At 38.6% G+C, this 21,392-nt stretch carries 20 protein-coding genes and 1 riboswitch; of the genes, 2 read left to right on the forward strand and 18 right to left on the reverse strand.

What is annotated here, in order from left to right; all coding sequences use genetic code 11:
- Nucleotides 1-38: 38 nt before the first annotated feature.
- On the reverse strand, nucleotides 39-1,319 hold the full coding sequence (gene tig / locus ACQV2Q_RS02790) for a trigger factor (protein WP_428881851.1): 1,281 nt from the start codon (nucleotides 1,317-1,319) through the stop codon (nucleotides 39-41).
- Nucleotides 1,320-1,529: 210 nt separating this feature from the next.
- Here tig and recU point away from each other — a divergent pair, with 210 nt between their 5' ends.
- Together recU and ACQV2Q_RS02800 are read left to right on the forward strand one after the other, a co-directional pair.
- Nucleotides 1,530-2,132, forward strand: a complete 603-nt coding sequence (gene recU / locus ACQV2Q_RS02795; protein WP_428875887.1) for a Holliday junction resolvase RecU — start codon at nucleotides 1,530-1,532, stop codon at nucleotides 2,130-2,132.
- Nucleotides 2,133-2,161: 29 nt separating this feature from the next.
- Complete coding sequence (locus ACQV2Q_RS02800; RefSeq protein ID WP_428881853.1) at nucleotides 2,162-4,633, forward strand: transglycosylase domain-containing protein; 2,472 nt, start codon at nucleotides 2,162-2,164, stop codon at nucleotides 4,631-4,633.
- A 117-nt stretch (nucleotides 4,634-4,750) separates the two neighbouring features.
- Here ACQV2Q_RS02800 and ACQV2Q_RS02805 read toward each other — a convergent pair whose 3' ends face one another.
- From ACQV2Q_RS02805 to ACQV2Q_RS02885, 17 genes are all read right to left on the reverse strand, one after another.
- Nucleotides 4,751-5,479: a DnaD domain-containing protein gene (locus ACQV2Q_RS02805; RefSeq protein ID WP_428875889.1), complete on the reverse strand. Its 729-nt coding sequence runs from the start codon at nucleotides 5,477-5,479 to the stop codon at nucleotides 4,751-4,753.
- Nucleotides 5,480-5,498: 19 nt separating this feature from the next.
- Nucleotides 5,499-6,797 carry an asparagine--tRNA ligase gene (gene asnS / locus ACQV2Q_RS02810; protein WP_428881855.1) on the reverse strand — a complete coding sequence of 433 codons (1,299 nt, stop codon included), beginning with the start codon at nucleotides 6,795-6,797 and terminating at the stop codon, nucleotides 5,499-5,501.
- 15 nt (nucleotides 6,798-6,812) lie between these two features.
- Nucleotides 6,813-7,289: a hypothetical protein gene (locus tag ACQV2Q_RS02815; RefSeq protein ID WP_428881856.1), complete on the reverse strand. Its 477-nt coding sequence runs from the start codon at nucleotides 7,287-7,289 to the stop codon at nucleotides 6,813-6,815.
- A 36-nt stretch (nucleotides 7,290-7,325) separates the two neighbouring features.
- Nucleotides 7,326-9,860: a 3'-5' exonuclease gene (locus tag ACQV2Q_RS02820; protein WP_428881858.1), complete on the reverse strand. Its 2,535-nt coding sequence runs from the start codon at nucleotides 9,858-9,860 to the stop codon at nucleotides 7,326-7,328.
- Between the two features lie 26 nt (nucleotides 9,861-9,886).
- Complete coding sequence (locus ACQV2Q_RS02825) at nucleotides 9,887-11,101, reverse strand: CCA tRNA nucleotidyltransferase (RefSeq protein WP_428881860.1); 1,215 nt, start codon at nucleotides 11,099-11,101, stop codon at nucleotides 9,887-9,889.
- A 4-nt stretch (nucleotides 11,102-11,105) separates the two neighbouring features.
- The gene (locus ACQV2Q_RS02830; RefSeq protein ID WP_428873708.1) at nucleotides 11,106-11,636 is read right to left on the reverse strand and encodes a YpiB family protein; all 531 of its coding nucleotides are present in this window, start codon (nucleotides 11,634-11,636) and stop codon (nucleotides 11,106-11,108) included.
- A 33-nt stretch (nucleotides 11,637-11,669) separates the two neighbouring features.
- Complete coding sequence (locus ACQV2Q_RS02835) at nucleotides 11,670-12,866, reverse strand: tetratricopeptide repeat protein (RefSeq protein WP_428881862.1); 1,197 nt, start codon at nucleotides 12,864-12,866, stop codon at nucleotides 11,670-11,672.
- 160 nt (nucleotides 12,867-13,026) lie between these two features.
- A complete protein-coding gene (locus tag ACQV2Q_RS02840) occupies nucleotides 13,027-13,302 on the reverse strand; it encodes an HU family DNA-binding protein (RefSeq protein WP_428873710.1) in 276 nt (91 codons plus the stop codon).
- 132 nt (nucleotides 13,303-13,434) lie between these two features.
- Entirely contained in the window at nucleotides 13,435-14,748 is a 1,314-nt protein-coding gene (der, locus tag ACQV2Q_RS02845) for a ribosome biogenesis GTPase Der (RefSeq protein ID WP_428881864.1), read from the reverse strand.
- Nucleotides 14,749-14,846: 98 nt separating this feature from the next.
- Nucleotides 14,847-16,127, reverse strand: coding sequence for a 30S ribosomal protein S1 (gene rpsA / locus ACQV2Q_RS02850; RefSeq protein WP_428874828.1), 1,281 nt, complete (start codon nucleotides 16,125-16,127; stop codon nucleotides 14,847-14,849).
- Between the two features lie 351 nt (nucleotides 16,128-16,478).
- Nucleotides 16,479-17,144, reverse strand: coding sequence for a (d)CMP kinase (cmk, locus tag ACQV2Q_RS02855; protein WP_428873712.1), 666 nt, complete (start codon nucleotides 17,142-17,144; stop codon nucleotides 16,479-16,481).
- A 61-nt stretch (nucleotides 17,145-17,205) separates the two neighbouring features.
- A complete protein-coding gene (locus ACQV2Q_RS02860; protein ID WP_428881866.1) occupies nucleotides 17,206-17,808 on the reverse strand; it encodes a LysM peptidoglycan-binding domain-containing protein in 603 nt (200 codons plus the stop codon).
- Nucleotides 17,809-17,956: 148 nt separating this feature from the next.
- Nucleotides 17,957-18,586: an ECF transporter S component gene (locus ACQV2Q_RS02865; RefSeq protein ID WP_428876360.1), complete on the reverse strand. Its 630-nt coding sequence runs from the start codon at nucleotides 18,584-18,586 to the stop codon at nucleotides 17,957-17,959.
- 102 nt (nucleotides 18,587-18,688) lie between these two features.
- Nucleotides 18,689-18,810: riboswitch (FMN riboswitch) on the reverse strand.
- Between the two features lie 47 nt (nucleotides 18,811-18,857).
- On the reverse strand, nucleotides 18,858-19,583 hold the full coding sequence (locus tag ACQV2Q_RS02870) for a pseudouridine synthase (RefSeq protein ID WP_428873716.1): 726 nt from the start codon (nucleotides 19,581-19,583) through the stop codon (nucleotides 18,858-18,860).
- Between the two features lie 9 nt (nucleotides 19,584-19,592).
- Nucleotides 19,593-20,174, reverse strand: a complete 582-nt coding sequence (gene scpB, locus ACQV2Q_RS02875; protein WP_428873717.1) for an SMC-Scp complex subunit ScpB — start codon at nucleotides 20,172-20,174, stop codon at nucleotides 19,593-19,595.
- Nucleotides 20,167-20,931 carry a segregation and condensation protein A gene (locus ACQV2Q_RS02880; protein ID WP_428881868.1) on the reverse strand — a complete coding sequence of 255 codons (765 nt, stop codon included), beginning with the start codon at nucleotides 20,929-20,931 and terminating at the stop codon, nucleotides 20,167-20,169. Before ACQV2Q_RS02880 ends, scpB begins: the two co-directional genes overlap by 8 nt.
- The gene (locus ACQV2Q_RS02885; protein ID WP_428873719.1) at nucleotides 20,931-21,362 is read right to left on the reverse strand and encodes a hypothetical protein; all 432 of its coding nucleotides are present in this window, start codon (nucleotides 21,360-21,362) and stop codon (nucleotides 20,931-20,933) included. Before ACQV2Q_RS02885 ends, ACQV2Q_RS02880 begins: the two co-directional genes overlap by 1 nt.
- Nucleotides 21,363-21,392: the final 30 nt, after the last annotated feature.

Below are 21,392 nucleotides of genomic sequence, written 5' to 3' on the forward strand. Positions count from 1 at the left end.
TGCGATCCCTCTTTTGTTATTTCTTCTATTTTAGTATCCTATTTTTCTTCAACAGAGTCAACAATTAAGCTCATGGCTTTCTTCAAGCGAATATCAGACTTCAACATATCTTCAGTCACATATTGTTTCACTTGATCAGTTGGCATTCCGTATTGACTGGCTAATAATTCAATTTCCTTATTAACTTCTTCTTCATTGACATCAATCTTTTCTTTTGCAACGATTGCTTCTAAGACTAAGTTCGTTTTAGTTCTTAGGTCTGCTTCTTCTGCAAACTGTTCATGGAGATCTTCACGAGAGCTACCAGAAATTTGGTAATAGAGATCTTCGTTAATTCCTTGACGCTTCAAGTTGTTTAAGAAGTGATCCATTTGACGGTGGATTTCTTCGTGAACCATTGCTTCAGGCATTTCGACGATTTCAGCATTTTCAACCGCTTGACGTAATGCTAAATCTTCAATGACCTCTTTAGCTTGCTTTTCTTTTTCTTCTTCTAATTGAACACGTACTTTATTACGCAATTCGTCCAAGCTTTCTACTTCGTCATCTGCATCTTTAGCAAATTCATCATCGAATTCTGGTAATTCTTTTGCTTTTACTTCGTGAACACGCACTTTGAACATAGCGTCTTGACCAGCCAGTTCCTCCGCATGGTATTCTTCAGGAAAAGTAACTTTAACTTCTACATCATCACCAGGTTTAGCACCTACTAGTTGATCTTCAAAGCCAGGAATGAATGAATTGGAACCTAATTCTAAGGAGTGGTTTTCACCTTTACCCCCTTCGAATGGTTCCCCGTCGCGGAAACCTTCATAGTCGATTACGACAGTATCGCCTTCAACCGCTGCATCTTCTTTAACAACTAATTCTGCTAATTGTTGACGCTTTTCTTCTAAGCGCTTTTCTACATCTTCATCGCTTACCTGGCGGTCTTGTTTTTCTACTGTTAAGCCCTTGTATTCACCTAATTTAACTTCTGGTTTTAAGGTAACTTTGGCAGTTATAACCCATGGCTTCCCTTTTTCCATTGATTCAATATCAATTTCAGGTTGAGTAACCGCTTCAATCTCTGCTTCTTCCACAGCTTGTTGATAGGCGCCTGGGATTAATTGGTTTAATACTTCTTCATATAATGAAGCTTCACCATAAACATTGTTGAAGATTTGACGTGGTACTTTCCCTTTACGAAATCCAGGTACAGAGATATTTTTACGTACTTTATTGTAAGCTTTATCTAAGCCTTTGTTGATATCTTCTACTGGAATTTCAAATGTTAAAACTCCTTCATTGATAGAGCTTTTTTCAAATTTAGTTGTCATAATTATTCTTCCTCCAAGACTAGTATATAATTTACATACCCATACATTTTAACGAAATTCCCTGCTTTTGTAAACACCAAATCAATATTACCAATAAAGTCTAATAAAATTCATTTTTTGTTGTTAGACTAGGTCTTAGAATAAGTCTGAATTTAAACTAGGTATCTGACTAAAAATTCGCTATAATAAGACTTATTGAGGAGTGAGTCCATGTTTAATTATCCTGCAGGACAAGGTCCGCGTTTTAAATTTAAAAGGAAAGAAATAACATCAAAACAAAAAACACAATACGGTAGTCGAGGGATGTCCTTTGAAGAAATGATCAATCAGAGTAATGCTTATTATTTAAACCGGCAACTGGCGGTCATTCATAAAAAGCCAACACCAGTGCAGATTGTCAAAGTCGATTACCCCAAACGATCAGCCGCCCGTATTACTGAAGCCTATTTTCGTCAGGCCTCTACCACTGACTATAACGGTGTCTATCTGGGCAGGTATATTGACTTTGAGACTAAGGAAACGCGTAACAAGACCTCTTTCCCTTTATCCAATTTACATGACCATCAAATCGAACATATGAAGCTTTGCTTCCAGCAAGGAGGCATCGTCTTTTTGTTGATCTACTTTAGGGTACACGATGCAATCTATCTGATTCCCTATCCCCTGCTTGAAAATTTCTTGCAAAAAAACCAAAAGCAAAGCATCCCTTATAGTTTTATTCAAGCCCATGCTTATGCTTGTCCCCAAGGCAAATTTCCTATTTCAGTCGATTATTTAAGTGCCTTGGATGCCTACTTAGAAGAAGCCAAATAAAAAGTCTCTAATAGAAACGAGGAATAAATATGGTGACAGGAAGTCGCGTAGAAAGAAAAAAATATCATCAACAACATCCCCCTAAGAGATCAAAAACAAATTTCATGACCTGGTTCAAGCGCATTGTCATAATAGGCCTGTCTTTAGGTCTACTTACTTTAATAGCTGGTGCTGGTCTCTTTACTTATTATGCCATGTCAGCCCCTGAGATTGACCAAGACGATTTAACTGGTCAAGTCTCTTCTAAAGTCTTTGATAATAGAGGTAATTTGGTCAAGACCCTGGGTGGTAAGAACCGCGATCTAATGACAGCCGATCAAGTCCCTGAAGTCTTAAAACAAGCGGTCTTAGCCATTGAAGATGCGCGCTTTATGGAACACAAAGGAGTTGACCCTATCCGAATTGTAGGGGCGGCCATAGCCAACCTTAGAGCGGGTGACATTCGCCAAGGTGGTTCTACCATTACTCAACAGTTGGTCAAATTATCGGTTTTTTCCACTAAATTTGAAGATCAAACCTTAGAAAGAAAGGCCCAAGAAGCTTGGTTGTCCTTGAAGTTGGAGCAAGAATATTCCAAAGAAGAAATCCTCTCTCTCTATCTCAATAAATTGTTTTATTCTAACAATGTTTATGGGGCTAAAACAGCTGCTCGGTCTTTCTTTGATAAAGACTTAAAAGATCTGACTCTAGCAGAAGCTGCTCTTTTGGCTGGATTACCGCAAGCCCCTACGCAGTATGATCCCTATCTTTATCCTGAAGTCGCCCAAGAGCGTCGGGATACGGTCTTACAGGTCATGCTCAAACGTCAAATGATTAGTCAGGCTCAATATGATGAAGCTGTGGCTATTCCAGTGGCTTCCATGCTGTCTCCTTTAAATGATGACACCCTTAGTGAAATGGACTTAATAGTCGATGCCTATATCGATGTCGTCGCTCAAGAAGTTCAAGATAAAATGAACTTAAATGTCTATACAGATGGTCTAGAAATTTACACCAATCTCGATATAGACGCTCAAAAATATCTCTATCAAACGGTTCAAGATGCTAATGGCAATCTCTTCCCTAATGATGAAATGCAAACAGCTGTTTCTATCATCAATGTCGATAATGGACAGCTCACCGCCCTATCCGGTGGACGTAACCAAGAAGTGGCTATGGGACTTAACCGCACAGCCACCCTTAACCGCAGTATCGGTTCCACTATGAAACCGTTAGCCGATTATGGACCAGCGATTGAATACCTCAATTATTCAACTGGCCAAACGGTCGTTGATGAACCTTACACTTATACCTCGGGGGATGAAATTTATAATTATGATAGAGACTACAAGGGAAAACAAACACTTAGAGAAGCCTTAGTAGGTTCACGTAATATTCCGGCCTTGAAACTCATACAAGAAGTGGGCTTAGACAAGTCTTATTCCTTCCTACAAAAGATGGATATAAATATTAAGAACAATAACCAACGCGAATTAGTCGAATCCAATGCCATTGGGGGTGAAATGACGCCCATTCAATTATCGGCTGCCTATGCGACTATTGCTAATTATGGTCACTATCATAAACCCTATACCGTTAACAAAGTCGTTACTCAAGCAGGAACCATTCAAGAATTCCAAGCGGAAAGTCGTCAAGCTATGAAAGACTCTACTGCTTATATGTTAGTGGATATCTTAAAGGGTGTTCCTGGAACCTTTGCTGAAAAAGCAGGCGTCAATGGTCTCTACCATGCTGGTAAGACCGGAACAACCAACTATTCCGACCAACAAAGAACGGAAATTGGCATTGATCCACAAAGTTTTGCTGCACCCGATGCTTGGTATGCTGGTTTTACACCGCAATATGCCATTGCCACTTGGGTGGGCTATGATGATCCTTATAAGGCTGGTAATCAATTGAGCTATCAGGATTCACTTATTCCACAGCTGATTTACAGCCAGATGATTCAATATCTGATGCAAGAAGTCCCGATAGCTGATTGGCAAAAACCAGACTCGGTCGAAGTAGCTGAAATTGAAAAATATACCCAGCCACTGCAAAAACCAAGTCCCCAAACACCTGCCAATATGCGGTCAAATGAACTCTTTGTAAAAGGTAGTCAACCGACCCAGATTTCACCTGTTTATAAAGTATTAGCTTCACCAAGTGGTTTCGATGCGGAGTACAATGAAGAGACTGAAGAAATTGAAGCCAAGTGGGAACCATTAACCATTCAAGCTAGCTTTGAGTTAAGACTGAATGGTGAAATCGTCTATTCAGGAACAGATACTGAATTTAAAGTTCCAGCACCTGCTCCTGGCTATTATGAATTAGGCTTACGCATTGTCGATGGCCATTCTGCCTCTGATCAATTAATTATTACCTTTGATTTATCTGTCGAAGAAACGACTACTAGTGAAGAAACTACCTTAGAAATTAGCGAAACGACTCTGGCTCCAGATCCTAATCCATCTGATCCAGAAGACAATCTGAATACTGTCGAAAGTATTGGCGGACCTTAGAAATTTAGGCTCCTATTCAAAAGCTTCATCCTCCCTATATAGGAAGATGAAGCTTTTATTTGTACAAAATAAAGCCTAGCTGTTCGATAAATCTCACCGATCAGCTAGGCGGGTTCTTTAGTCCTTGTTATGCCATTTTAAAATGGGTATTTTAAATTTGGATGTTTGATTGGGTTTTTCTGATTGAATACTTTGATTACGGTGGTTGTATTGCTTGCTTGCCACTATAGCCTCATCTACAGTATGAATGTTTTGTTCTTGCCAATTCAGCAGTATGCGGTCAATATACTTTAGATTAAAGACTTGACGAATAGCCGCTTCTTTAAGTGCTTGATAGACTAGATCTGGCTGATAACCATCCTTTTGAATCCATTGGTAGAGCGTTTCTAATTCTACACTTGAAAGTGAACGGCCGAATGCTTCTTCAAAGACTTGAATCAATTGTCCGGCCTTAACTTTCTGGTCAGCTTGAACTTGTTTATTGGACAGAGCTTCTGTCTGACTTGTTTTTTGGTCAGCCACTAATTGATCTAACTTATCAAACAAGGGACGCAAGGTATAATGGTCCGTTTGTTTACCCTCTTCATCTGGTACTAATTCAATATTAAGATAGTTCTTATCTAACAAGGAATTGAGTGTTTCGTAGAGAAGGTCACTCTCCCAAGCAAATTGATTGGATAAGTTTATAATAGTATCTGCAGATTGGGACTGATTAATTTGCTTCAAGAGATAAGTAATAAATAAAAATTCATTTGAATTAAGGCCTAGTTGACCAAAGTGATCAATCAAAAGATTCGGTACCATGGTGTAACCCGTTTTCATCCAATCGTAAACTGAGTTTGCCATTGGTCCAACTCCTTACTTTTTATGGGTAGAGACGGTTTAACAAACGTGGGAATGGTGATGTTTCACGGATATGTTCAATACCAGAAATCCAAGCAACAGCTCTTTCAAGACCTAAACCAAAACCAGAACAGGGCACATTACCATATTTTCTTAGATCGAGATACCAGGCATAAACGGCTAGATCTAAATTAAAGGCCTTAATATTCTCTGCTAAAGTCTCATAATCGTCGATCCTTTGTGAACCACCAATAATCTCGCCATAACCTTCTGGCGCTATCATATCGGCACATAAAACGGTTTCTGGGTTGTCAGGATTGACTTTCATATAGAAAGGTTTGATAGAGCGTGGCCAGTTGACAATGAAGACTGGTTGTTCATGTTGGTTAGCAATAAAAGTCTCGTGTGGTGAACCGAAATCATCGCCCCACTCAATATCATCAAAACCATTATCTTTTAATAATTGAACGGCCTCAGTGTATTCAATACGTGGATAAGGAACTTGAGTATACTTTTCAAGCACATCAATATCACGCCCTAGTGTTTCCAAGGCCATGCTGCAGTTGTCAATCGTATTACGTACCAAGTAAGCCACATATTCTTCTTGGACTTTTAAGCTTTGTTCGTGGTCGGTAAAGGCCATTTCAGGCTCCATCATCCAGAACTCAATCAAGTGACGGCGAGTTTTAGATTTTTCTGCTCTAAAAGTTGGTCCGAATGAGAAGACTTTACCAAAGGACATAGCGGCTGCTTCCATATATAATTGACCAGATTGAGAAAGATAAGCATCTTCTTCAAAATACTTAGTGTGGAACAGTTCAGTGGTTCCTTCCGGTGCTGACCCAGTTAGAACGGGTGGGTCAATCTTAATGAAGCCACGGTCATTATAGAATTCATAAGTTGCACGGATAATTTCGTTACGAATTTGCATAATGGCATGCTGGCGACTAGAACGCAACCATAAATGACGGTGATCCATTAAAAAGTCTGTCCCGTGTTCTTTAGGTGTAATTGGATAGTCATGACTTTCGCCGATCACTTCCACTGAATGAACTAAAAGTTCATAGCCTAAAGCAGAACGGTCGTCAGCTTGAACAGTTCCGATTAGTTTTAGACTTGATTCCTGCCCCAAGCTCTTAACAGTATCGAATACTTCATCTCCCACTTCAGCTTTTAAGACGATTCCTTGGAAGTAAGTCTTGCCGTCACGTAGTTGTAAAAAGGCAATTTTACCGGAAGAGCGTTTGTTTGTTAACCAAGCGTTAATTTGTACTTTTTGGTTTAAGTGTGATGCCGCTTGGTTCATTGTGATAGTTTCCATTTATTTTCCTCCTACTTATATGTTTGATATGGTTTGAATCCACTTGCCGGTCTTGGCAGAGAGTAGAAAATAAGTGATGGTGTTGTTGTCATTCTTTAAAGTCATTTCCCAGACAGGTTCCGATTGATAAAGACCTAAGCGAGCTTGCATAATCTTTGGCTCTTCAATTTGGCTAGCTGTCACGGATTTTGCTTCTTCTTCAGTAAATAATTCGTTCACTGAATAGTAATGAATGTCTCCACCTTCTCGTTCAATAATAGCATAGTGTTGCTGATTATTCTCGTCAAAAAAATCAAGAGCGAAGGTTGCTTGATCAACGGTGGTCCAATAAAAATTATTAACCTTTTCTACCGCATAATCATATGTCACTAAAGCGATTGCTTCTTCTTGAGCCAAGTTATAAGCTGTCTGACTTTTCATAAAAACAGCTAATAAGGCTATCATGATTGACAAGGTGATGAATGTCAAGATTGAAACTGTCCGTTTACTCATAAGTTTCTATGCTTCCCCTCTAAAATATTCTATTCCTTATTGTAAATTAAATTCTACCAGATGTTCAAGCTTCTGTCTGATTTCTTTAGAATAATATTTGGTAAAGACACGATCGTCTAACAAACAGAAATTTTGACAGTTAAAGTGGCGGTCTAAATAGTCGAAAGCAATGGCAAAATCGACTAGCATTCGATCGATTAATAAGTGATCAAAGATTAGTTCGAACGGCAGATTCAAGTGGTCTGCTAATGCTAAAATATAAGCATCTTCTAACGATCTAAAAGGTAAGCGTAGCCAGAATATATGGCAAGGTCGCTTATCTAACAGCCAGTTTTCATTTAAGAGCGACTGCCATTGAATGACTAAAATGGTATCACAATCATCCATAGCCAACCGTCTGATTTTATTTAAGGATCCAGATACATGTTGACCCAACAATCGAACTTGTTCTTGATCTTTTAACTTGCCTTTTATTTGGCGATAAACATCAATAGCTTGCTGGCGATTGTTTACAATAATCAGACTTAAGGGTGGCAGCTGATCAGCTTCAATGCTTTCAAGCAAGTTTTCACCGATTAAGCGACCTTGCTCTTGATTTCTTTGAGAATCTTGACTTTTTTTAGCAATCCAATCGAATGGTACGTCAATGACTAACTTTTCCATTGGTTGTGGTAATTGCAAGTAGTTATATAGATCGAGTCCTAACTGATAATAACTCCCGCTATTTAAGCGAAAATGCAGATCCCCTGGACTAAAGAGTAAGACTTGTTGAAAGCTTTCAAAGGCATGTTGATATTCTTGAACTAAACGAATGGGTTTCCATGTCAGTTGGAATTGATAATAACGATCTTCTATTTGGCTGACACGAATAGTTAAATAACCTTCGGACTGACTAATTTTAGCTTGAAAGTTATCTAAATTATTTAAAAAGGCCTGTAGGTGCAGCATTTTTATCTTAAGATGATGTGGCTTGCTTGCTAAAAGATCTTTTAATGCTTGTTCTTGAAGCAGTGTTTTTAAAGCCTTATGCATTTGCTGTTGAATGCTTAAGATAGCTCGAGTAGTTGACAAGGACACCTTGACTTCTCTGCTGGACTCCCGCTCAACCGCTCGGAAGTGGTGATTTAGAATTTCACTTTCTAAAAGATTCAATACTTGCCGGATTAGAATAATTAAATGATCCATTCTTAAGATTGAAGCTTGAATAGCAGCATGCGTTCGATCCTGATGATATAAGATATCCAAGACTTGTTGGCACAAAATTAAGAGTTGACTATAAGCCAACTGAATTTGGTGGAAAAAGGACAATTGTCTGCTTAATAGACTGAGATTATCACACACTAGGAGCTGCTGTTTACTAAAACTGCCCTCTTGACTCGCTTCTTCCATCAAATAGCTGGTTTGAGTCAGTACTACTGCTTGTTTATCATGATTGGATAAAGCTTTTTGGTAAAAATAGGAGGCTCGATAATTCGGATAAAGCCCATGATTAAAGCGATTAATTTGATCGCTAATCTTCAATTCTTGGTTCATTTCCATCAGTAAGCCTGTTTGGGTCTCTTCTAGCCAGACTAAGGTTGAAGCAATCACTAAAATTTCTTGCTGATTTAATTGAGAAATCACCACTTGATCAAGGTAGCGTTTAAAATGATCTAAATGTAAATATTGACTCGGTCTCAATAAGTAAGAAAAAGGGATTTCTTCTTGCTTGAAGAAAGTAGCCCATTCTTCGAGAGCCGATTGACTAGAAACAGCTAATACCAGCGAAGACTTATTTTTAGCTAAAACTTCAAGCAACCAATATTTTACCACTAGTGGATCAATTGGCCGCCATTGTCCTTCTACTACTAATCGATTTGTAGTCTGCATTTTTTCTAACAACCAATTAATTTGAGCTTTTGCTTTCGTACTTAGAAGATTTTCTTGATCAAATGGTGGTTTTTTATCTAATTGAGTGTCTGCTGCTTGATTGAGTATGAATTGCTGCGGTTGTTGAAAGAAAATAATTTCCTGCTTATCTAAAGCCTGAGCTAAATCCAATAAGAGGGTTTGTGTCTTTTTAGGCAGTTGCATCCACTTGCTAGCCATCGCATTTAATATTTTTGCGGTTATTTTGGCATCTGCTAAAGCTTGATGTGCCTGGTTAAAGGGAATGTCTAAATAGAAGCTTAAATCTGTTAAATTGAATCCTGTGGCCTGAGGGAAGATAATTTTAGCTAACTTGACGGAATCAATGGCCAAAGGGTTAAAATCATAGCCACACGCTTGGAAATGGTGTTGCATAAAGGTCAAGTCATGGTTGAGATTATGCGCTACAAAAAGACAACCTTCTAAACGCTTGAACCATAAGTTTGCAACTGATTCAAAAAGAGGTGCTTGATCAACCTCTTCTTGTGAGATACCGGTTAATTGTTGGATGTTTTGTGGGACCTCACGTTCAGGATTAATCAGCATTTCATATTGACCAATGATTTGACCTTGATCAATAAGAACCGCCCCAATTTGAATAATTCGGTCTCCACTGTCTAGACGTGGTCCGGTTGATTCGAGGTCGACGATGGCATATTTCATGAAGTCCCTCCTCTCTTTTAATATATTTATTGGTCTTTGAGCCAGTCAATAATGGCAGCGGTTTGGTTAGTTAATTCTCCTCTAATAACCTTTGCTTCGATTTGATCGAGCAATTGTCCAATCAACGGCCCGCCTTTTGTCATTTTAAGTGCTTGCATAATTTGCATACCATTAATGGCTAGTTCTTGCCGCTTTCTAATAGGTAAATTACTTATTAAAGCTTCTATTTCTTTTTTGGTAGCCATTTGATCAGTGATTTCTAAATAAGTATTCATTTGATCAATCACTTCTTGAGCATAGCCATAGACGGTTTCGATGGTGAAGGTCTGCTGGCTAATTTCATGGTCAAGCTTTAAAAAAGCGACTACTTGATCCATTAAACGATTAGATAAGGTCCACTGCTTCATCAAGTGTCTTTGAGTCTTTTCATCATTAATTTCCATTCCCTTTAATAGCAAGGACCAAGTGATAAGTGGACTAAGGCCTGCTTGTCCTGTTGTTTGATTTACCAAGTAAGTCAAACCTTCTACATAATCAAATTGATTGGCTTGAGGGAAAGCTTGGTCTAGCTTAGCCTTTTTAAAGGATGAAATGGTTTGTGTTAAATAAGACCCTGCCATCATCTTTTCTAATTCAATGCGGATGCGTTCAATGGAAATTTTAGACAGATTGCTAGCTAATTGGCACATGGCTTGGAAAGTTTTTTCTTCTAATTGAAAGCCTAACTGAGAGGCAAAACGAATGCCACGCATGATTCTTAAGGCATCTTCTTGAAAACGTTCCAATGGCTCGCCGACAGCCCTCAGCAACTTATCTTTCAAATCTTGATAGCCCCCATGAAAATCATATAAATTGCCCTTGGCGTCTACTGCCATGGCGTTGATCGTGAAATCTCGTCTCAGAGTATCTAACTCAAGATTTCTGACAAATTCTACATGGTCGGGCCTTCGATAATCCGAATAAGTCGATTCGGTACGGAAAGTAGTTATTTCATAAGAGTTTCCTTGATATAAAACCACAATGGTGCCATGTTGGATGCCTACATCAAAGTGTTTGGGAAAGATGGTTTGAATTTCTTGAGGAAAGGCGGAAGTCGCAATGTCAATATCCCCTATTGATTTTTCTAATAGCACATCGCGAATGGCCCCTCCAACAAAATAAGCCTCATAGCCATGAGACTCAATTTTTTTTAATACAGGAATAGACGCTTGAAAAAGCGAATCCTCTAAAGATATTTGCATGCTATCACTCCAAACCGGATTGAAATTGATCAAGCCATTGCTCAATTTGATCGTAATTATTTGTTTCTAACGCACCGTCAATCTTTTCCATGATCATTTGTTTATAAGCTTGGCGACTAATTTGATGTAAGCTTTGATTGACTTGATCTAAAGCCTTCATTTGGATGGGGACAAATGGATTTTCTTTTAAAAGACCTCTTTGCATCGCCTCTAGTTGATAATCGGCTAAATCAAACTCTATGTAAAAGCTTTGACCCTTTTTAAGTGAGTTCAACCGGAAATCGTGAAAGGCTTGATCAATCTGATGGTAGATATAATCTTCTTTATAATAGACCAAGGGGGGCTCTTGCAAGGGGGGATAGGATATCTTTATTCCTCTTGGAGCATAGATGACATCATGCGAAAACTCAACCCATTGCAGCTCACTAGGCCTCATTTGTAAATAGGCTAAAAAGATCATTATCTCGCGATTGGGATGAGGATGGTTGAGAATCATCCAATTTAAAAATAAGTGTTTATCTTGAATATTTTCCATGGTCTTACCTCCCTCATGAGTTTTTAAGATTGACTAGAGATTGGACAATTGCTGGATCATGTCAGGTAAATCTTTAGCAAGAACTTGTTGATCCCATGCTAGATCTAAATAAGCCTTAGCTTGCTCTTTTTGTCCTTGATGAAATAAGATTTTGCCTTTTAAATAGGCCAAGAGTGACTCGTCAATGGCTTGTAAATCAAATTTTTCCATAAACAAGTTTGCCTGTTGATAGTCTTTTTGATCAAGATAATAAGCCACATAGGCCGAGAGAACTAAGAATTGATCCTCAGCATTATCCAATAAAGGGTAGTAATCCTCCAATAATTGAATGAGCTTGGCTGTAAAGACTCCCATTCGATCAGCCAAACGCAGGCAATCCATAACCACTCCATCATATGGAGGTAGGCTTTTTAGTAGTTGATCTAACTGATTGGCAAATCGGCTAGTTTCTTGTAGATAGGTTAAATTTTCTAATTGTAAGAGTCTTAATTCAAAATGGTCGGGATCGATTTGAAGGCCTAACTCGCAGAAATGATTTGATCGATTGAAATCATTAATTTGGGCATAAAAATGCGCCAATAAATAACATTCATCAGCTGTTTCAATCGTCAAATCTTCATTATCTTGATCAAATAATGCACTGATTTTTTCAGTGTCGATTCTCTCACTACTTAAATAAAGGGCTAAGAGATCTGTTCGCCATTGGCGCCTTAAAGAATCATCCTCTGAGATAAAATATTCCATTAAGGTCTCAAGATAGTAGATTGCTTTTTCATTAATAGCCTGCATGCGATAGAATTCACTCATTTGATGATAAGCTCGATAATCTCTTGGATGGTCGTTAATGATAGCTTGTAATTCTTTGCGCGCTTCATTTAAGTGTCCTAGCTTAAGATTGACATCCGCTAGCAATAAGCGACCTTCTAGGCCCAAGTCTTGCTTATCGACTTTATCCAACCATTGATAAGCCCTGTCATATTGACTAACTGCGGAATAACTATACCCTAAAAGAAAAGCTAACACTGAGGACGGAAATTTTTGATAAAGAGCTTCATAAGCTTGAATCTGCAGATGTCGGTAGCCTGATTGACCCCAAAAAGCCATTCGGTCTAATATTTGCGCTAAAAAAGCTTCATCCATTCCATCCATTCTTTTTAAATGGCGTTTAAAGAGCTTATATTGCTCCTCAATCTGATTAGTAGACTCCATTAAGCTGAAAAAATTATCCATTTTGGTTCCCTCCATGTCTAGCCTATTATACCATGCTAGACAAAGACAACCAAATAGATCATCCCTTTGAATCTATTTTCATATTACTATTAGAGGATAAAGACTGCTAAATAAAAAAGTGATGAAAGCCAGAAACTTTCATCACCAATCTAATGCTTAATTATTTAACTGCCTCTTTTAAAGCTTTACCAGCTTTGAAGCCAGGAACTTTAGTGGCTGCAATCTCAATTTCTTCACCAGTTTGTGGGTTGCGTCCTTTACGAGCTGCACGATCGCGAACTTCGAAAGTTCCGAAACCAATAATCTGAACTTTTTCACCTTCAGATAAAAATTCTTGAACTGATTCGAATAATGCTTCAACAGTGGCTGTTACATCTTTCTTTGTTAAGTTAGTTTTTCCAGCTACACGTTCTACTAATTCTGCTTTATTTGCCATTAATAAATCTCCTCCTTTATTTCTATAGATTGGAAAATAATCATCTGTTGATTATTTCTTGTATAGAATAACATAACATCAAGGTTAAGACAACGAATTGACCTTGATTTTACAACAAAATCTTCCTATCTCTTAATTTCGATTACGAATAATTAGATTGAGCGGTGTACCGTCAAAATAAAAGGAATCACGCATCCTGTTCTCTAAGAATCTTACATAAGAGAAGTGCATTAATTCTGTATCATTAACAAAGACGACAAAGGTTGGTGGATTGACAGCCACTTGAGTCATATAATAAATCTTAAGCCGACGTCCCTTATCAGTGGGTGTAGGGTTCATGGCAATCGCATCCATCAAAACATCATTCAAGACCGAAGATTGAATGCGACGATAGCGGTTTTCATAGATTTCTTCCAAAATAGCCGGTAGTTTCTCTAAACGTTGGCCCGTCTTGGCAGAAACGAAAAGAATGGGCGCAAAAGATAAGTATTGGAATTCGTTACGGATATCATCGGTAAATTTCTCAAATAATTTGTCGGTCTTATCGACGGCATCCCATTTATTGACTAAAATAACCATGCCCTTATTGGCTTCAAAAGCGTATCCTGCTACCCTCTTATCCTGTTCACGAATGCCAGTCTCTGCATCGATTACTAGACAGACAATGTCTGAACGGTCAATGGCTGATAAGGCTCGCATGACAGAATATTTTTCGGTATTTTCATAAACCTTGCCTCGCTTACGAATACCTGCTGTGTCGATTGCTGTAAAATGGCGTCCAGATTGACTAACAAAATCGGTATCGACTGCTTCACGGGTTGTTCCCTCAATATTGGATACAATCACACGTTCTTCTTGTAATAAGGCATTAACCAGGCTAGACTTGCCGACATTTGGCCGTCCAATAAAAGAAAAACGAATGCGTTCGCGATCATCTGCATCCGGACTATCGGCTGGAAAGTGAGATACTAATTGATCTAATAAATCCCCTGTTCCGGTTCCGTGCGAAGACGATATGGGATAGGGATCGCCATGACCTAAAGCATAAAATTCATAGACTTGCTGCCTTTGTTCTGGATTGTCCGCCTTATTGACTGCTAAAACCACCGGTTTGTGGGTGCGGTGTAAATAATGGGCTATGGCTTCATCCGCATCGGTGACGCCTTCTCGACTTGAGGTCATAAAAATAATAACGTCGGCTTCTTCCATTGCAATTTCAGCTTGATATTTAATTTTATGCATGAGGGGTTCATCACTCATATCGATACCACCGGTATCAATCAGTCGAAATTCACGACCTAACCATGATCCGGTAGCATAGATTCGGTCACGTGTCACCCCTTCATAATCGGCTACAATCGAAAGACGATCGCCAATTAAGCGATTAAATAAGGTGGACTTACCGACATTCGGTCGGCCCACAATAGCCACTACTGGTATTTCCATACTTTCACCTCCATAAATTAAAAACCAATTGTTTCTTCCATTAAGCTAATCAGCAAAATGGAAGAAACAATTGGAGTAAGTAATGTTATTAGAATCGATTACTCAGCATCGTCTTGTAAAGACTTGAATGCATCGCCTAACATGTCACCCAATGTGAAGCTTCCTTCATTGGCTGCATCATTAATTGAGTTAGTGTTTTGACGGGCTTGGTTAGAACGGTTAGCTGTTTGATTATTTGTATTACGGTTTCTTCTTGGACGACGTGGACGATCTGAATCATTTGATTCTTGACGTTCGCGACGAACTGGCTCTTCGTAACCTTCAGGCTTGTCTAATAAAGCTTTAATGGAAAGGGATAATCTTTGAGCTTCTGCATCTGTTGAAAGAACTTTCACTTCAACTTCTTGGCCTTCAGTTAAACGATCTTGAGGAGTTTCAATATGCTCATGAGCAATTTGAGAAATATGTACTAAACCTTCAACACCAGGGAATACTTCCACAAAGGCACCAAAGTTAGTTAAACGTTTAACAGTTCCTGTATGTACAGAACCTTCTGGTGCTTTTTCTTCAATATTTTCCCAAGGTCCTTCTAAGGTATCCTTGATTGAAAGTGAAATACGTCCTTCTTCCTTGTCGATTGACAAGATTTTAACTTCAATTGTTTCACCAACAGTTAATTTATCACTTGGATGTTTAACGTGTTCGTGAGCGATACGGCTGATGTGAACCAATCCGTCAACGCCACCTAAATCGATGAAAGCACCGAAGTTAGTTAGACGAGCTACTTTACCTTCTACAATTGTATTTTCTTCTAATTCTTCCATGCGTTGAGCACGTTCAGCTTCACGTTTTTCACGTGCAATTTCTTTATGAGATAAGATTAAACGGTTGTCGTTTTCATCAATTTCAATAATCTTGAACTCTAATGTTTGACCCTTATAAGGTGAGAAGTCATCCACAAAGAAATCTTCTACCATTGAAGCTGGTACAAATCCTCTAACGCCAGCGTCAACTACTAAACCACCCTTAACAACATCTTTAACAGGTGCTTCAATTGTTTCGCCATTTTCTGATTTTTCTTTTAATTCTGCCCATACTTTTTTAGCATCGACACGTTTTTTAGATAATAAGAAGTTGCCATTTTCTTTATCTTGGATTGGCTTGATAACTACTAATTCGATTTCATCACCAATTGCTACAACTTCAGTAGGATCTTCAACGCGTGTTGCAGCTAGTTCGTTAGCTGGGATAACCCCTTCTAATCCACCACTGTTTTTAATTGCTACACGTACTTGATTATTTTCATCAAAAGCTAAAACATCACCGTAAACGGTATCGCCACTTTTAATATCTAAGACACTATCTAAAGCATCTTCCATTGTTTCAATAGTTTCTGAACCATTGCTTTCTTCTACTTGAGTAGTCTCAACCTCTTCCGTTGCTTCTACTTCTTCATTTACTTCATTATTCTCAACAAACTCTGACATTCTACCCGTTCCTCCTAAGCGTTACCTATAAAAATTGTTACTTACATAGAGTCTACTAATAGACACTATGCAAGCACTCTAAGAAACATTATAACAAAAGAAAGGGATATCGTCTAGCGAATATTGCGAATAAGGCCGATATTATCAATAAATTTATTATTACTGACTTTTATTCATTTAAACGAGATCTGATTATATAGTTTCATCAAAATAAAAAAAGGCTCATCAGCCTCCTTTTTAAAATTATTTTATAGAATCGATATAGTCACTTAATTTTTCAACCACTTGATCAATGGATAAGTCTGAAGTATCCATTTCAATAGCATCTTCTGCTTTTTGCAAAGGACTGTGTTGACGATTGCTATCGTAGTGGTCGCGTTTAATAATCTCAGCTTCAATCTCTTCTAGGGATTGGGTCTCCATGCCCTTAGTTAGATTTTCTTCATAGCGTCTTTGAGCTCTTACTAGACTGGAAGCTACAAGATAAAACTTAAGACTGGCATCTGGTAGAACTACCGTGCCAATATCTCGTCCGTCCATCACCACTGCTTCTTCACTAGCTATAGCTTGTTGCTGCTTGACTAAGGCTTGTCTGACCCTTAGATTAGCAGAAACCTTAGAAACATTTTGTGTCACTTCCACCGAACGAATTTCTTGACTGACATCATGCCCATTGATTAAAACTTTTTGTTGGTCGCCATCCATTTCAAAAGAAATTTTGACTGCTTGTAAAATTTCTCCTAAACGATGGGGATCATTAATATTTATTTTATTTAGCAAACAAGCTAGAGTGATTGCGCGATACATAGCGCCAGTATCGATATATGTCAGTTGGTATTTTTTTGCGATAAGTTTAGCGACGGTTGACTTACCAGAAGCCGCTGGGCCATCGATTGCAATTGAAAACATTGGTTAATTCCTTTCTCATAAAAAGGCTGAGAATTAACTCAGCCTTAACCTTCTTATTCTTTTATGGAATGACGATTTGTGAGCCTGGCATCAAAGTACCGTCAATTGTAGTTCCGTTGGCAGCAGCTAAGTCATAAACATCAACACCATAAGCTTGAGAGATTGACCACCATGATTCACCCGCACTTACGGTATGGTAAGTTGATGCTGCTTGTGGTTGAGCAGAAGTCTCAACTGGTGGTTGAGTCGGTACAGGCGCTTGAGTCGTAGTTGTTGCTTCGATTTCACGCGTAACAGCTTCAGTAGTTGTTGTCTTCTCTTCTTTGGTTGTCGTTGCTTCTTCAGTTGTGCTCTTACTTAGAACAACCTGTTCAGCCGTTTTACTTTCTAAAGGCTTATCACTCTTTTGTGAGTCGATATAAGCATACAATGCAAACGGGAAAATCAAAGTGAAAATTAAGAAGAATAGCAAAGCGTTTGATAAAACGGTTGCTTCCTGCTTCGGTTGATTTCTAGCCGAGCGTGAAAATTGACGATTCTTGAAATTTTCATCCTCACCAAACTTATTGTTCCATGGGGCAGTAAATTTTTTGGTTTTTGCTTTTTCATTTAAACCTTGATCCTTATCTTCAGGTTGATCAAAGCGTTCGTTATCCTTTGCCATCAAGCTTCCTCCTACACTAATCGATATTAAGATATCTATTCATAGCAACAAACCTAAAAAGGCTAGGTTAGCATATGAGTCCAATTTCTTATATTATAGCAAACTCTAAACTTGATGCAAACACAATTGACCTAAAAAAGTAAATTACTTATTGCTGTTGTAATATTCTAGTAGCAGAACGGTAACCTTTTCCTATGTAACCATCATAGAAGTTAATGCGGCGACCCAATATGGTCTTCATTGATTTAATGACAAAAATTTGACCGACAACCATGATTAAGCCCTTGATTAAATTGAATGGCACAATGACAGATAGGATATAAGTCATATAATCATCAATGGGAAAGTTCATGACTTTGACATAAATAGGTAAAGCCAGATAGTAATTAAAGCAAGCCATGGAGAGAGTTAAACTAAAGACAAGACTAAGAGAGATTAAAGAAAATTTAATAGCTTGCCCTTTTTCTTTTAAATACTTCAAAATGAAGTGGCTTGGTAAAAACATGGCTAAGGTCGCTGTCATACTCATTAACATCCCAATCGGAATACCAGCTTCCCCTCCCTTAAGGATATAATTAACCAAATCACGAATGAAGGCCACGGCAACTAGGCCTTGTGGTCCGTAAATTAACATACCAATTAAGGCCATAAGATCCGAAAAATCAACCTTAAGAAAAGGTGCAAATGGCAAGATTGGGAAGTCAAAAAAACGTAGAACGACTGCCCAAGCTCCTAAAATGGCTAAAAGTGTGACTTTCTGAACTTTTCGATTCTTCATAACGATTCTCCTTTTTTTACGTCTTTAGGAGGGTCCATTGATAAAAAACCATCCACTCAAAATGAGAGGATGGTAGCCTAAATAAGCATAAACTTATCAATATCTTATCTTCTACCATCCAGACTTTACTGTCGGTACTGGAATTACACCAGTTCAACCTAGCCACAGCTAAGTTCGCGGACTCTACCGCCGGTCGGGAATTTCACCCTGCCCCGAAGACGTTATTTAATTTAAATGAATTATAGCATTTATCTCGGATTTAAGCAAGCTCTTATTCACTATCTAAAGCCATCTTACTTAATTTATCCACTTCAAAGGCAGTTAGCTCTCGCCACATACCCGGTTTCAAATTATCTAAGCCAAGAAAAGCAAAAGATTCGCGCTTCAATTTGAAGACGGGATATCCAATGGCTTCAAACATTTTCTTAACTTGATGGTTCCAGCCTTCATGGATGGTTAATTGGACAACGGCTGTACGATTATCTTGATTGCTAGAAATGAGACGAGCTCTAGCTTTGGAGGTCTTTTGACCATCAATCATTACGCCCTTTTCTAATTGTCTTAATTCCTTAGCTGTAGGAATGCCACCCAATTTCGCAATATATGTCTTATCAATCTGATGCTTAGGATGCATCATCTGATTGGCAAAGTCACCATCATTGGTTAATAAGAGTAAGCCTGTCGTATCAAAGTCTAATCTGCCAATCGGATAGATACGTTCTTCAATACCATGGATTAAATCGGTAACCACCGGACGGCCCTTGTCATCAGCCACAGCTGAAATATAGTTTTTTGGCTTGTAAAGTAAGATATAGCGTGGTTCTTCCTTATAAATTGGCACCTCGTCTACTTCAATACGGTCATTGCTGGTGACTTTGGTTCCTAATTCACGAACCACTTGTCCATTTACTTTGACGCGACCTTCTTTAATCATGTCTTCACATTTGCGTCGACTGGCAACCCCTGCGTGAGCCATAACTTTTTGTAGTCTTTCCATAGTTCCTCCTTATTCTTCTTGATCAAATAAATTAATTTCCCATCTTTTTAATGAAAAAAGTTCTTCTGAAGCGGTTTGACTGTTGAGGGCTAAATCTTCAATAGGTGGTAGATCCTCTAAGGAAGATAGCGCAAAGTAATTGAGGAAGTAATCGGTGACTCCATAAAGTATGGGTCTACCAGGCGCTTCTAACTTACCTACCTCCTTAATGAGGTCTCGGCTGACTAATTTTTGTAGCATGGCTTGGGAAGAAACGCCCCGAATTTCATCAATGGTCATGCGTGTAATCGGTTGACGGTAAGCTACGATAGCCAAGGTCTCAATAGCCGGTCGACTTAACTTTTGTTGCAGTGGCGATTGAGCAAAATTTTCAATCAAGGGGTCTAAGTCTGCTTGGGTTACATACAAGAAGCGTTCGCCAAATTGGACCAAATCAATTGGCGATAGTGGATGGTCTTTTAAAGTTTGCTGGACTTCTTCAATCATAGGCTTAATTTCTGTTGGTGAGAGATTTAAAAGAGCGGCTAACTCATTCAAGGTCACGCCTTCTTCCCCGGCAACAAAAATAATGCCTGCTATTTTTCTAAGCATAACCTTCCTCCCTCAAACGCAGTTCAATGCTATCTAGATAACTTTCTTGTTGAAAAACCAGAACTTGCTTACGGACCATTTCTAAAACAGCAATAAATGTGGCAATAATTTCTGGTCGAGAGCCATTCGATAAAAGAGACGAAAAAGCAATGGATTGATTAGGCTTAATGGATTGAAATTGTTGCCGAATGAATTGCATTTTGTCCGTCACTGAAACTTGATCATGATGAACTTCTTTTTCTTTAGGTTGTCTTTGTTCTTGCGCTTGCAAAACGCTCTTCAAACTGGTTTGTAATTGCTCTAGCGAAAGCTCACCTTCTTCTAAGGGAATAAAAGCTATAAAGTTTGAAAGATCTGCCGCTGGTCTTGAATAGTGCTTACTACGATCCACTTGCATATCTTCTAAGGTGTCCGCTACTAGCTGAAATTGTTGATAAATGAGCAGTTGCTGAACCAGACCACTCCGCGGATCTTGGTCTTCTAAATCACCATCCAATTCATCCGGTTCAATGGGAATTAAGAGACGACTCTTGATCTCTAATAGAGTGGCCGCCATCACTAAATATTCTCCGACCTTATCGAGGTCTAATTCCTGCATCTGGTCAATATAAGCCAAATATTGGTCAGTAATTTCCGTCATGGGTATATCGTTAATATCGACTTCTAACTCTTTAATTAGGTGTAAAAGCAAATCAAACGGCCCTTGAAAGGCCGTTAATTTAAGGGTTAAGTCTTGATTGGTTCGATCCTCTTGCATTAATTGGCTTCCCCTTCACTATTTGCTTTTATCTGCTGACGATATTTCTCAGCAAACTGGGCAATCATATCTTGGGTTTCTGATTGAATGGAACCTGAGATTTGAATTTGTGGAAACATATCTTTAAGTTCTTTGAACAATTGATAATCCACGGACTCTCCTTCAAAGGAAGGAATAACCGATATAAGGTGAACGATTATTGTCGAAAGATTTTCTTGGGGATCCGTTTCAACTTTACGCTGCTCAATACCGATTAAACCAACGAAGTTGCTTGTTTCAGGATCTTTATATAAGTAAAGGTCGAAACCTTCTTGGTCGCGATATTTAGTTAAAATTTCGCCTGCTTGAGCCATTTGATCTTCACCTTCGCAAGTTAAACTTAAGAGTCCTAAGACAACTTTTTCATTCTTATGCGTTGAATGAACTAGCATTTTTTGCGACCTCCTATCTCTAATTAGATT

This window comes from Facklamia sp. P12950, from assembly GCF_050409465.1.
GTDB lineage: Bacteria > Bacillota > Bacilli > Lactobacillales > Aerococcaceae > Facklamia.